The sequence below is a fragment of the Salinivibrio sp. MA440 genome (assembly GCF_001996265.1).
Taxonomy (GTDB): Bacteria; Pseudomonadota; Gammaproteobacteria; order Enterobacterales; family Vibrionaceae; genus Salinivibrio; species Salinivibrio costicola.
The window spans coordinates 1-12,291 of sequence record NZ_MUFI01000031.1 but is presented as its reverse complement, the minus strand read 5'-3'; the positions used below and the strand labels follow the sequence as shown (position 1 = coordinate 12,291).

Here is a 12,291-nt window from a genome sequence, read left to right as displayed (position 1 = left end):
TATCGTTTAGTTAGGCAGCGTTGATTAGCGCCATGATTGAATAGCCACACCGTTCGTCACTATTTCTTTCTCTTGGTTTCACGTAAACTATTCTCAATTCCATTGTATTCAATCAAATGATGCTTATGTCTTCTAATCACTCTTTTGCCAATGTTCACCAGGCTTACCACGCCCATGTCTACTACGAAGCCGACACCGAAGCGCAGGCGGATGTTATCTATCAAGCGGTCGCTGTATCGTCACTGCCTATCGACCTTGGCCGTTTTCATCGCAAATGCGTCGGTCCACACCTAAAGTGGAGTTTTCAGATCGCCTTTGACAACGCCGCGTTCGATGAGGTGATGACATGGCTTGAAGCGCATCGGGGCGATTTAACCGTCTTTTTGCATGGCGTGACGGGCGATGATTACATTGATCATACCGATCATGTGGGTTGGTTAGGGAAGTCAGTGGCACTCAAACTTGATATATTTAAGCCCAAGTCATGATCACGTATATCAACTATCCTGCGCTACTGATTTGGCAAGGGGATGATGAACTCTCGTTTGCCTCCGATCCTGCGTCGCTTAAGGCGCTGCGCGAAAACGTGATCACAGAAGATGATCGGCTGGTGGATAGCCAAGGCGTTTGCTGGTTGAGTCAAGACGGTGGTCAGCACTGGCAGCCAAGCGGGCAGACCATGCCGCTTGTTCAGCTCGTGACACATATCCAAGCGCATTATGCGCAGCTGGGTCAATGCTGTGTGAGAAAAATGCAATTTAAAGATAGGGCCACCGCCATGGCCAGTTTGGCGGTGCACTAGATTCGTGCCATCCGGCAAGGAGTGAGTGATGAGATTAAGATTAGGATTCGTGTTTCTGTTATCGACGATATTAACCGGCTGCCTTGGTATGCCTAAAGATGTGACGCCGGTAACCAATTTTGACCTCAACCGTTATTTGGGAACATGGCACGAAGTGGCAAGACTTGATCACTCGTTTGAGCGCGGCTTATCCGATGTGACGGCAACTTACTCGTTGCGTGAAGACGGTGGCGTCAAAGTAATCAACCGAGGCTTTAGTCGCGAAGAGGGCAAATGGCAAGAAGCAGAGGGTAAGGCGTACTTCGTTGAAAATGATAAGACGGCGTATCTGAAGGTTTCGTTCTTTGGGCCTTTCTATGGTTCTTATGTAGTGTTTGAGTTAGGTGATGACTACCAGTATGCCTTTATTTCAGGCCCTGATCATGACTATCTTTGGCTGCTCTCTCGCACGCCGACCGTACCTGAGTCTGTCAAAGAACGTTTTATCTCTGAAGCCAAACAGCGAGGCTTTGCCACGGAAGAACTGATTTTTGTTGATCACTCCCGCACTGATCCTAAGCAGCCAGTTTCGAGTGATTAAACTGGGTAATCTGATGGCGACAAACAATCTTCTGAAGACCAAAAAGAGATAATCATGCGAAAAACCGATAAAAAATACGACAATGCTATCCGCGAAGCACTGACTGAGGTGTGTGAGCTGACCATGAAACACGTCGATGGTTTTGAATGGCTAACGCATGAGGTGAATTATCAACGTTTTCCGCAAAGTGTGATGATCCGTTTGATGTTTACGGATCGGCAAAGGATCGCAGATTTTAAAAACAGTCATGAATACAATGTGGCGTTAATGGCGATCCAATCACGCTTATCAGCGGCAGGAATCACATTGAAAAGTATAGCAAACCATGTGCAACTTAACACCGCGTAGTCACCCAAAGATGTAAGCTAGAATCAACACCACGGAGGAAGTATGGAAGCAAGGATTAGCATCATTACATTGGGGGTTGCCGATTTATCACGTTCGTATGAATTTTATCGCCAACTAGGGTTTCCAACCCATAATCACCCCGAAGAAGGGATAGTGTTTTTTAGTACAGCGGGAACGCGTTTAGCGTTATATGCAATCGACGCTTTAGCCGATGACATAAAGCCCGGTATGCCTGTTAGTGACGCTGGTTTCAGTGGGATCACGCTTGCGCATAACACGCGTTCAAAAGAAGAGGTCGATGAGGTGCTTGCGCTGTCTAAAGAATGCGGCGGTCGAATTGTCAAACCTGCTCAAGATGTTTTTTGGGGCGGCTATAGTGGTTACTTTGCTGACCCTGACAACTATTTGTGGGAAGTTGCCTATGGAGAGGCTTGGCAGTTTGATGACAATGGCAGCTTAGTGTTGGACTAAACATACTCTTAGTATTGGACTAAACATACATTGTGATGCAAACGTTTGAACGAACACTGGCTCAGTTGATTGCAGCATCTGTGTGAGCGAAACTCAAAAAGAAAAAGGCGCTTTATGGCGCCTTTTTACGTTGTGAGAAGCGAGCGAGTCATTTATGCCGTTGCTAGCGTCTGCGCTTGACGGTTGGCATGCCAGACTAAACCAAAGCCGATAATCACCACCGCGCAGGTTGATAGCATCACGGTCGTGACCGCGAACAATCCTGAGGCGGCAAACGCAGAGACCAAGGCGCTCGCGACAAAGCAGATAATCATCTGTAAGAAGTTGAGCAGGCCCGCCGCTGTCGCGCTACATGATTTAAAATCTTCTAAGGCTCGGTTTACCACGAGTGGATAAATGGCACCATTGGCCGCTGCCAAAAAGCAGAATGGCCCCAAGATTGCCCAAATATTAGTGACATCAGTGCGCCAGCTAATTAAAAAGATCACCACCACACTGGCGACAAACAGTTTCAGTAACCAAGGAAGGATGCTGTGATCTTTGAGTTTATTCAGTGCATAACGACAGGCATACCCGCCGACAACAAACGCGATTGTTTGTGGAATATAGCTCAGGCCAATATCGGATTCTGTGTAGCCCATCGCTGACATGATAAACGGCGATCCAGTCAAATAGGCAAAGAAAGCGGCCGAGCAACCAGCAAAGATAAGCATATTTCCGATGAACTTTTTTGATTTAAAAACTTGCTGATAATCAGTCTTCAGTTTATCAATAATTTTAGTATCTTGTGCTGGCTTAGTTAAGCTTTCTTTCTCTCGTAGAGTCAGTGCAATAAAAACGATCCCTAGGGCAAATAAAACCACAAAAATACTGCGCCAATCAAAATGTTGAAGTAAATAGGCGCCCAGTAGAGGCGCTAATGCCGGCGATAGCGCAACGAGCGGCATAATGGTCGCGAACATTTTTTGCCCCAACTTGCCTTCGTAGCGATCAATCACCACCGCTTGCCAAATCACAATCGCGCTGCATGCGCCCAACGCTTGAACAAGGCGCGCACCGAGTAACAGATAAATATTATCTGCAAACAGACATACCACGGTCGCAACGCTATAGAGACTTAAGCCAATTAACAGTGCAGGTTTACGGCCAATGCGGTCGGAAAGGGGGCCATAAACGAGTTGACCACAGGCCATACCAAGCAAAAAGATACTCAAGGTTAAACCGATATTCGCCGACGATGTCGCAAAATCGATTTGCATGGCCTCAAAAGCGGGCAAATACATGTCGGTGGCTAAGAAACCCAGCATACTGAGCCCTGCAAGCCAAAATAGCGTGATAAATGGCACTTGTTTGTTCATTTTTTATCTCTTGATACAAAGATTAATGTAACGAGCAGTTTATGACTAACAATCCATGCTGTGAAACGGTATGATTTGAACATACCTTTCAAAAAATTTGATGTGAATGTTTTCTTACCAAGATTTTCAGGTGATTGAGGTGGTCGCGCGCCGAGGCAGCTTTTCAGGCGCGGCCGCAGAGCTCCATAAAGTACCCAGTGCGGTGAGCTATACAGTGCGGCAAATAGAGGACAAATTGGCGGTGGTACTGTTCGAACGTCTTCATCGCCAAGTAAAGCTGACGCCTGCTGGGGAATACTTTGTTGAGCAATCACGCGAAATGCTGAAAGCGATGGCTAATATTCGTCAACAAACACAACGGGTTGCGAATGGATGGGCGCAAAGTGTCTCACTTGCACTCGACAATGTGGTGCGTGAAGACAGTGTCAACACACTCGTGCGCGACTTCTATGATGCGTTTCCTGATGTGGAACTGTTACTGACCATGGAAGTGTTCAATGGCGTATGGGATGCACTTGCCGATGATCGAGCAGATATCGCGATTGGTGCGACCGCCGCCGTCCCCGTCAGTGGTGCGTTTCGTTATCGAGAAATGGGCACCTTGCGTTGGCGGTTTGTTGTCAGTCCATCGCACCCACTCATGCAGTGCGAACAACCGCTAGACAACGATCAGCTCGCAGCGTATCCCGCCATTTGTTTAGAGGATACCTCGCGCCGTTTGCCGCGCCGTACCACTTGGCTATTGGACAACCAGCGTCGTCTAACGGTGCCGAATTGGCACAGTGCTATGCAATGTTTTAAGGCCGGTCTGGGCATTGGTGTGATGCCTTCTCACATGGCCGAAGAGGCTATCGCTCGAGGTGAGCTGGTGGAGCTAACGCTTGCGGATCCGCTTTTAAGCAGCCCATGTTGTATTGCTTGGCGTTCAGATAAAGAATCGCCACCGATAAGCTGGCTGCTCGATTATTTGGGTGATAAAGAGCAATTACAGCAGCAGTGGCTATAACGTGAGCGCGCATGAGATAGCGTTGCTAGCGTCCTTCAATGTCACGTAGCGTATGGTATCCAGCCCAGACGCGACTGGAAGCGGTGACCAAGCACGCGATGCCAAATACCCAAGCAATCCACGCCATGTAAGACGGGAAAAGACACATCAAGACAAAGCTGGCAATGGTCTCTGTGCCTTCGGTGATCCCCCCGATGTAATACAAGGATTTGTTTGCGTACACGGGGTTGTCGATTTGATGCTTGCTTGCCATTGTCGCAAAGGCTAAAAAGCTGGCCCCGGTGCCCATAAAACAAAAAAGTAAAAAGCTTGCCGCTATCGCATTATTGGCTGGGTCCGCGAGCGCAAAGCCCAACGGAATGGATGCGTAGAAAATAAAATCAAGTGTGATGTCCAAAAAGCCTCCCGCATCACTGAGGCCCTGCTCGCGCGCGATCGCACCGTCAAGGCCATCGAAAAGCCGATTAATCACAATAAAGCTAAGCGCAAGCCCATAGGCTTGAAGCGCCAGAGCGGGCAGCGCCAGTAAGCCAATAAAAAACCCGCTCAAGGTCACCGTGTCAGGTTTGGCTCCCCACCGACTGAGTTGGACCGCCGCTTGTTTCAATGGCCAGCGGATCACGGCAATCGCATAACGATCAAGCATTTGCTGGGTACTCCTGTGGTGTGAAGGGCGTTTCTGGGCTTGGCCAGTCTAGGCGATGATCAGGATGCGCAATATCTTCGCTATCGTGGGTCACAATCACCGCCGGGATTTGCCTTTGTTCAATTTGTCCAAACACAAAGGCGCGAAAATCACGGCGTAGCGGCTTATCAAGCTTACTGAACGGTTCATCCAACAAAATCGCATCGGGCTTAGCGAGTAACGCGCGTAGTACACTGATACGCGCACGTTGTCCTCCCGATAGTTGCGACGGTGCATAGTTAGCCAGTGCAGCGAGGTGGATTGCGTCGAGTGCTGCCAGGGTATGGTTGTATTTGTCTTTTTTATTCATCGATGAGGGCAGTGCAAAGGCCAAGTTCTGCCAGACGTTGAGATGCGGGAAGAGTAAATCATCTTGAAATAAAATCCCGATACGGCGCTGCTCCGGCGGTAATTGATCAAAAGGCTCACCATTTAAGGTCAGTTGGCCGCTGTAATGCATTGGCGGTTGGATGTGTCCCGCCAATACGCTCAATAGACTGGATTTTCCGCAGCCACTCGGCCCCATCACGGTGAGGATCTCGCCAGGCGATACGCTGAAAGAGACATCGTGTAATAAACACTGATCAGGCGCGTTTATGCTGAGTTGATTGACACACAGCGTCATGATTATTTGCTCCTGGTTGCGTTGCAACCGATTGATGAGGTGTCAGTCGCCGTTGCATGACACGACTGAGAAACGTTGCCAGGACGAAAACCAGTAAAGGGATCAGCGCTTGCATCAGGCCGTATAGGCCGCTAATTCGTCGATCCAACCCACTGGATAAGCTCACTGCCTCGGTTGTTAGGGTATTGATCCGACCCGCCCCCAATAATTGCGTAGGAAGATATTGGGCTAAGCTCACACTAGCGCCCACTGCCCAGGCGAGAATAATCGCCGGTAACAGCAAGGGAAGTTTGATACGCAGCCACGCAGCCATCGCACTGACGCCTAAACTGCGAGCCGTTTGGATAAGCCGTTGATCAAACTGTTGCCACGGGCCATCTAATGCTAAATAAACATAAGGAAAAGCAAAAAAGATATGCGCCCAAATAGTCGCGGGTACATGCCATTGTCCCGGTAAACTATACACAGCCACTTGGATCCCAAACAAAATAGACAGTTGAGGTACCAAAAGAGGAATGGCAATCACGGCTTTAGGCAGTGCTCCCTGACGAGGAGAAACCGCGCGCTCAAGGCAGCCCATGGCAAATATGACGGCGACTGTCGCACTGATCAACGCCAGTAAAACACTATTCCCAATTAACGCCCCAACGTAAGCAAGCTCTTGATTCCAAAAGCGCAGCCCATAACGGCTGGGGAGCCAATCGGGAAATGACCAGCGTAAGGCGAACGACCAAATGAACAAAGCCGGGATTACCAACAAGGGAACAATCACGACGGGCCACCAGAGGTGTCTCCCTGGTAACCAAGCACGACGTGTTCCTGTGAATTGCCAACGATTAAAGCGCTCACAAATCAACCATTCGAAAAATCGATAACCAATGAGTACCAAGGCACACAGTAAAAACAGGACCAAAGCCCCTGCCGACGCTCGGGGGAGTAATGAAAGATCAGGGTCGTTAAACCACTGCCAAACTAACACAGCAAAGGTTGGTGGCGTGTTAGGACCTAAAATCATCGCTACGTCGACGACCGAGAGGCTATAGGCCACCACGGCAAAAATAGGAAAACGCATTTTGGCGAACCAAAGTGGAAAAATCACTTTGATCCAGGTACTGGTGCGATCATAGCCGAGGCTGGCAGAGACCATCGTTAAGCGATGCACATCAATTTGGCTTAGCACAGAAAGGCTCATTAAAAGCAAAAACGGCGTTTCTTTCAGGGTGAGGGCTAGGGTTAAGCCCAGCACATACGGATCCTGTATTAGTGACCAAGTCGGTGGCATGTCTCCGGTCAATGGGCTAGACAGGCGAAATAGCCACCCTGAAGGGGACAAAAACAATACCAGTCCAATAGCAAATGCAACATGGGGCAGGGCCAGTAAACCGGGTAAGCTACGCGCGATGCGTTGCCAAAAGGGCGTCTGCCACGTGGCTTGCAAAATAGCGAAGCTCAACATCACTGCCAATAAGCTACTTGCTAGCCCAGAGAGCAGTGTGAGCCAGAGTGAGTGAGATAAGCCTGGCCAGGCAATGAGTTCACGCCAACCCGAGAGACTGGCTTCAGCCAGCCCCAAAGCAGGTAAAAACGCAAATGCACTGGTTAACAGGCCTCCCAGCCCAGGAAGTAAGGGCAGGCAGCACACCGCCAGCGTGATGGCAAACAACAAACGTGCCATGACGGTCTCTTTTATTGTCCGTAACGTTTAAGCCAAGCGCTTTCGAGAGCGGTTTGCCAACTGGGATGCGGCTCTGGCTGGGACTGAAAACGGCGCGTTTTAGCGGTGTCAGGCAGTTTAACCACCGGTGGATCGCCCCAAATATCAGTCTGAGCTTTGCGCAATTGCGCCTTCTCACCCATCAAAAAGTTGATCGCTATCTTGGCGCCGGCTTTTGCATTGGCATTGTAGGGGATCGCCAGAAAATGGATATTAGATAAAGCCCCCTGCTCAAAAGCAAAGGCGCGTGCCGTTGGCGCTAACGTCCCTGAGGCGATGGCGGATTTTGCCGCATTGGGATTAAAAGCGATCCCGATTAACAGCGCACCGTCATCGACAAGCTGCATGGTGTGTGCGCTGCCTGAGGGAAATTGCTCCCCATTACGCCAAGCGACTGGGTGCAGTGCATCAAGGTAGTCCCATAGCGGTGCAGTTATGGTCTCAAAGTCTGCATCGTCGACGGGCTGATACAACGCCTGTTGATTGTTTGTCAGCTCAAGCAATGCCGCTTTTAAAAAGCTGGTGCCATGAAATTCGGGCGGTTTCGGATAACTGATCCGACCCGGATTAGCTTTTGCGAGCTGTAACAATTCAGCAAAAGAGCTTGGAGGATTGGCGAGTGTTTTTTTATCGTGAATAAACACCAGTTGCCCGACCCCCCATGGTGCTTCCAAGCCTTTGGTGGGTTCAGTAAAGTCCTCTGTCACGGGCAAGGTTTTATCAACGATTTGCCAGTTAGGCAGCGCCTCGACAAAGGGGCCTTCAAGTAGCCCGTTTTCCTTCATCGATTTAAAGTTCTCGCCATTAATCCAGACCATATCGACACTGCCGCCGGTATCTTTTCCCGCCGTTTTTTCAGCCAATAAACGATTCACTGTTTCTGCAATATCAGCCACTTTAACGTGTTTGAGGGTCACACCGTATTCACGTTTGAGTTCACGCCCAGCCCAACGAAGATAAGCATTGATTTGCTGATTGCCGCCCCAGGCATTGAAATATACGGTCTGCCCGTTCGCGTCTTGTTCGACTTGTGCCCAATCCTGTTCAGCGGGAGTGGCCAAGGCATAGCCACTAGTGATTGCGAGCGTTAGGGCCGCTATCCATTGTTTCATTGCGCTTCCTTATTGATTAGTGACGCATCCAGCGTTGATATTTTTCGACCCACTGTAGGAGTTTCTCCGGTGCATGCGCCTGTTTCCACATACCCGCCGTATATTTAACCGCTTCACTCATGGTGGGATAAGGGTGCACGGTGCCGAGTATTTTGTTCAGCCCCAAGCCATGGCGCATCGCTAAGGTGAACTCGGCCAATAAATCGCCGGCATGTTCTCCCACTATCGTCACCCCCAGTATGGTGTCTTTTCCCTTTGGTGTCAGCACTTTAATAAAGCCATGATCATTGCCATCAGCGATGGCGCGATCCAGATCATCAATGCCGTAATAGGTCACTTCGACGTCTTGTTGGTTGGCTTTGGCTTCTTTTTCATTAAGCCCAACACGTGCAACTTCTGGGGACGTGTATGTTGCCGCTGGCATCACCGAGTAATCCGCTTTAAAACGCTTAAATTGGCCAAATAACGCATTGACCGCGGCATACCACGCTTGATGGGCACTGGCATGGGTCAACTGAAAGGGACCTGCCACATCACCCACTGCATAGATATTGGGGTAATTAGTTTGTAAATAGTCATTGACCTGAATGGTGCCACGCTCGGTCACTGGAATATCGAGCTTTTCGAGACCAAAGCCTTTGGTGTTGGCGCTGCGTCCTAACGCGACCAGCACCGCATCAAATGTGACGGTTTTCTCACCGTCAGGGCCGTCGAGTAAGGCGATTTGCTCATTGCCACGCTGTTCAAATGCTTTGACCTTGTGCTGTGTTAAAACCGTGACACCGTCACGTTCTAGCGCGCTTTCAACCAGTTGCGCAGCGTCTTTATCTTCACGGCTTAATAATTGATCCGCCATTTCAGCCAGCGTCACTTGGCTGCCTAAACACGCAAAACTTTGTGCCAGTTCTGCGCCAATGGGACCACCGCCTAACACCAACAACCGTGGTGGCAGTTCAGTCAGTGACCAAATCGTATCCGAGGTGTAATGTGTTACCTCAGCCAAACCGGGAATGGGAGGGAGCATGGGGCGTGCGCCTGTGGCTATCACGATGTTGCGGGTAGTGAGGCGTTCGCCATTCACCTCGACTTCCCATGGCGAGACGATGTGTGCTTCGCCTTGCACGCACTCCACGCCGAGCTTGGTGTAACGCTCGACCGAATCATGGGGCTCAATGTGGGTAATCACCTGTTTTACCCGCGCCATCACCGCTGGAAAATCAACGACTGGCGCTTGGGTATGAATGCCAAACGCCTTGGCCTTGCCGATTTCTCGCATGGTTTTCGCCGCGCGTATCAGCGCTTTAGAGGGAACACACCCGGTGTTTAGACAATCACCTCCCATCGAACCTTTTTCAACTAGCGTGACTTTTGCTTTCACCACTGCCGCGATATAACTCGATACCAGTCCGCCTGCACCGGCACCAATTACCACCATATTGCGATCAAACTGATGGGGCTTGCGCCAACCTTGATAGCGTTTACGACGCGTGACCCACGCCATGATCCATTTTGCTAGCAGCGGGAACAGGCCGAGTAATGCGAGCGATCCAAGCACCGAAGGCGACACCACATCACCAAGTGAGTCGATTTGGGCGAGTTGAGTCCCTGCATTCACGTACACAGCTGTCCCCGGTAGCATGCCTAGCTGGCTGACCCAGTAGAAGGTGCGCGTTTTTAAGGGCGTTAACCCCATCACTAGATTAATTAAGAAAAAGGGAAAAATGGGAATGAGGCGTAGCGTGAGCAGATAAAAGCGGCCATCTTTTTCAATGCCACGGTTAATGGCATCTAATTTTTGACCGAAGCGATTTTGTACCCAGTCTTGGAGTAAAAAACGACTGACCAAGAAGGCGAGGGTGGCACCAATAGAGCTGGCGAAAGAGACCAGAATCAGCCCCCACCAAAATCCAAACAATGCGGCGCCCAATAAGCTCGCTACCGCGGCACCGGGGAGTGATAGGGCAGTCATCACAATATAGCCAAGCAAGAAAAATAGGCTGGCTTGGGTAAAATGCTGAACGATGTAATCGTTGAGTATCGCCTGTTGCGCTTTCGCATTGTCGAGCGTGAGCCATTGGCCAAGGTCGAAACTAAACCAGAGCGCGACGATGGCGGCAATCATTAGGCCAACAAGAAGTTTTTTTACTGACATATTAGGTCTCGTCGCTAAATTAAAGAGGGCCAGCTATTACTTTAGAGTACTTTTGTGGACGGTTGGCAACTAACTGGCTGATTTATCGGTTGCATCAGCGAACTGTGCTGTCGATCTTACCTCTGACAAGACCGTATCGATCGCTAAAAACTTTCAGTTAAACGAAAAATCGCCAATTAAATCAAAAAAACGCCGATTAATCTCCACGAACTAGAGTCGACGGAAAGAAAAGCGCACTCGATAAGATGATGACGCAAAAGGAAGGGCATAGAGACATGTCAACGAGTTAATAGAATAAAGCGACACCGCCAGAAGGCGGTGTTGAACGCAAACATTGCTCACAGGAAAATTAGTAAGTCATACAGAGGTGACTGTGAGAGGTTATTTTTCTAAGTGTTGTAATAATTCTTGACGGCGTTGGGGTGGCACTACCGACCAGTGTTTACCGGTAATCGCCCCTTCTAACGACCACAAAAGCTCGAGACTCAATTGTGTTTCATGAGCAGATCTCAGTGCTTTATAAGCGCCGACGGCACCGTGCTTTTGCAATGTTTCTGGCGAGTCTATGCCTGCCTTTTTAAGCATTCGTTCGGTGGCCAATCGTAGATTCGGGAGATCTTTGAGCCTTGACGGTGTCGCTGCCGATTTCATAGAACGATCCTGGATAGCAACGTCGAGAGCAGTTTTCGCTTCGGCCAATAATCGCTCTGGATCGTCCCACCAAGCGCTAGGAATAGCAAAATATTTGGTGACGACCGGGAATCCACGTTTTTTGTACACATATGGCGTTAAGCCTTGCTGTTTGAGTAAGGCCTCGTTTTCTATACCGGCACGAAGGTGGAGGGTGTTATTGACCACTAGGGCGAACATGGTGTCTTCACAAAAAAGTCCAAATCCGCCGAACATGGATCGGGATTTGATATTGCCAAACTCGGCAAATAAACGCATCGCGTCTTTTAAAGCAGGTTTATCCATTTAATAACAATCTCGATGAATGTGAATGCCTAAAAATAAAGTCGCAGTCTAACAAGGCAAACAGACAAGATTGTCAACGAAGCATCAAATATTCGATTTGATCCGTTCGTTTGCTGACACTTGATTCAGCAATAAAAACAACAGCGCTGGCAGCCCCGCTACCATTGAATCCCTGACAGTGACGCCAGAATCATTAGGCCGGAGGCTTTGCGTCCCATGCTTTCGCGATGGTTTGCCTTGTTCAAACGTCGTCCAGGATATAATAATTGGACACAGATGTCGCCCTCTCTACGCATACAAAATGTGATATTGGTTCAATAAGTATGTAACTGATAATTTAAAGTAAAAGCTCTTATCCATAGGAAATCAAAAAAGCCACGACCGTCATAGGGGCGTGGCTTTACATAAAAAAACGCGATAAACCATTAGGTTAGGTTTTTTACAGAGTCTCGACTGATTAATG

The 12,291-nt window shown here is 49.2% G+C and carries 13 protein-coding genes and 1 riboswitch; of the genes, 6 read left to right on the top strand and 7 right to left on the bottom strand.

Features of this window, described 5'->3' with window-relative positions:
- The first annotated feature begins 125 nt into the window (after positions 1-125).
- From BZG80_RS10585 to BZG80_RS10565, 5 genes are read left to right on the top strand one after another with little or no spacing between them, the layout of a single operon-like run.
- A complete protein-coding gene (locus tag BZG80_RS10585; RefSeq protein ID WP_077679306.1) occupies positions 126-488 on the top strand; it encodes a DOPA 4,5-dioxygenase family protein in 363 nt (120 codons plus the stop codon).
- Positions 485-802: a DUF4144 family protein gene (locus BZG80_RS10580; RefSeq protein WP_077679305.1), complete on the top strand. Its 318-nt coding sequence runs from the start codon at positions 485-487 to the stop codon at positions 800-802. The genes BZG80_RS10585 and BZG80_RS10580 overlap by 4 nt, the downstream gene beginning before the upstream one ends.
- Before the next feature lie 28 nt (positions 803-830).
- A complete protein-coding gene (locus tag BZG80_RS10575) occupies positions 831-1,382 on the top strand; it encodes a lipocalin family protein (RefSeq protein WP_077679304.1) in 552 nt (183 codons plus the stop codon).
- Positions 1,383-1,436: 54 nt separating this feature from the next.
- Positions 1,437-1,730: a hypothetical protein gene (locus BZG80_RS10570; RefSeq protein ID WP_021023716.1), complete on the top strand. Its 294-nt coding sequence runs from the start codon at positions 1,437-1,439 to the stop codon at positions 1,728-1,730.
- Positions 1,731-1,772: 42 nt separating this feature from the next.
- Complete coding sequence (locus BZG80_RS10565; RefSeq protein ID WP_077576045.1) at positions 1,773-2,201, top strand: VOC family protein; 429 nt, start codon at positions 1,773-1,775, stop codon at positions 2,199-2,201.
- A gap of 152 nt (positions 2,202-2,353) precedes the next feature.
- Here BZG80_RS10565 and punC read toward each other — a convergent pair whose 3' ends face one another.
- Positions 2,354-3,559, bottom strand: a complete 1,206-nt coding sequence (punC, locus tag BZG80_RS10560; RefSeq protein ID WP_077679303.1) for a purine nucleoside transporter PunC — start codon at positions 3,557-3,559, stop codon at positions 2,354-2,356.
- Between the two features lie 106 nt (positions 3,560-3,665).
- Between punC and punR the strand changes: the two genes are divergently transcribed.
- Positions 3,666-4,565: a DNA-binding transcriptional activator PunR gene (punR, locus tag BZG80_RS10555; RefSeq protein ID WP_077461131.1), complete on the top strand. Its 900-nt coding sequence runs from the start codon at positions 3,666-3,668 to the stop codon at positions 4,563-4,565.
- Positions 4,566-4,590: 25 nt separating this feature from the next.
- On the opposite strand, the gene BZG80_RS10550 is transcribed toward punR, so the two are convergent.
- The 6 genes from BZG80_RS10550 to BZG80_RS10525 form a co-directional block, all read right to left on the bottom strand.
- Positions 4,591-5,211, bottom strand: a complete 621-nt coding sequence (locus BZG80_RS10550) for a CDP-alcohol phosphatidyltransferase family protein (protein ID WP_077669928.1) — start codon at positions 5,209-5,211, stop codon at positions 4,591-4,593.
- Complete coding sequence (locus tag BZG80_RS10545; RefSeq protein WP_077679302.1) at positions 5,204-5,875, bottom strand: ATP-binding cassette domain-containing protein; 672 nt, start codon at positions 5,873-5,875, stop codon at positions 5,204-5,206. Before BZG80_RS10545 ends, BZG80_RS10550 begins: the two co-directional genes overlap by 8 nt.
- A complete protein-coding gene (locus BZG80_RS10540) occupies positions 5,835-7,550 on the bottom strand; it encodes an ABC transporter permease (RefSeq protein WP_077646724.1) in 1,716 nt (571 codons plus the stop codon). The genes BZG80_RS10545 and BZG80_RS10540 overlap by 41 nt, the downstream gene beginning before the upstream one ends.
- Positions 7,551-7,561: 11 nt before the next feature.
- Positions 7,562-8,701 carry an ABC transporter substrate-binding protein gene (locus BZG80_RS10535; RefSeq protein ID WP_077461135.1) on the bottom strand — a complete coding sequence of 380 codons (1,140 nt, stop codon included), beginning with the start codon at positions 8,699-8,701 and terminating at the stop codon, positions 7,562-7,564.
- Positions 8,702-8,717: 16 nt separating this feature from the next.
- The gene (gene lpdA / locus BZG80_RS10530; RefSeq protein WP_077679301.1) at positions 8,718-10,853 is read right to left on the bottom strand and encodes a dihydrolipoyl dehydrogenase; all 2,136 of its coding nucleotides are present in this window, start codon (positions 10,851-10,853) and stop codon (positions 8,718-8,720) included.
- Between the two features lie 381 nt (positions 10,854-11,234).
- Positions 11,235-11,828, bottom strand: a complete 594-nt coding sequence (locus tag BZG80_RS10525; protein ID WP_077679300.1) for a TfoX/Sxy family DNA transformation protein — start codon at positions 11,826-11,828, stop codon at positions 11,235-11,237.
- Positions 11,829-11,973: 145 nt separating this feature from the next.
- A riboswitch (cyclic di-GMP riboswitch) is annotated at positions 11,974-12,075 on the bottom strand.
- Positions 12,076-12,291 lie beyond the last annotated feature (216 nt).

Coding starts and splice junctions, on each gene's coding strand:
- BZG80_RS10550 (WP_077669928.1), bottom strand. CDS start 5,211: ATGCTTGATCGTTATGCGATTGCCGTGATCCGCTGGCCATTGAAACAA.
- BZG80_RS10565 (WP_077576045.1), top strand. CDS start 1,773: ATGGAAGCAAGGATTAGCATCATTACATTGGGGGTTGCCGATTTATCA.
- BZG80_RS10585 (WP_077679306.1), top strand. CDS start 126: ATGTCTTCTAATCACTCTTTTGCCAATGTTCACCAGGCTTACCACGCC.
- BZG80_RS10570 (WP_021023716.1), top strand. CDS start 1,437: ATGCGAAAAACCGATAAAAAATACGACAATGCTATCCGCGAAGCACTG.
- BZG80_RS10540 (WP_077646724.1), bottom strand. CDS start 7,550: ATGGCACGTTTGTTGTTTGCCATCACGCTGGCGGTGTGCTGCCTGCCC.
- punR (WP_077461131.1), top strand. CDS start 3,666: ATGTTTTCTTACCAAGATTTTCAGGTGATTGAGGTGGTCGCGCGCCGA.
- BZG80_RS10545 (WP_077679302.1), bottom strand. CDS start 5,875: ATGACGCTGTGTGTCAATCAACTCAGCATAAACGCGCCTGATCAGTGT.
- BZG80_RS10535 (WP_077461135.1), bottom strand. CDS start 8,701: ATGAAACAATGGATAGCGGCCCTAACGCTCGCAATCACTAGTGGCTAT.
- punC (WP_077679303.1), bottom strand. CDS start 3,559: ATGAACAAACAAGTGCCATTTATCACGCTATTTTGGCTTGCAGGGCTC.
- lpdA (WP_077679301.1), bottom strand. CDS start 10,853: ATGTCAGTAAAAAAACTTCTTGTTGGCCTAATGATTGCCGCCATCGTC.
- BZG80_RS10580 (WP_077679305.1), top strand. CDS start 485: ATGATCACGTATATCAACTATCCTGCGCTACTGATTTGGCAAGGGGAT.
- BZG80_RS10525 (WP_077679300.1), bottom strand. CDS start 11,828: ATGGATAAACCTGCTTTAAAAGACGCGATGCGTTTATTTGCCGAGTTT.
- BZG80_RS10575 (WP_077679304.1), top strand. CDS start 831: ATGAGATTAAGATTAGGATTCGTGTTTCTGTTATCGACGATATTAACC.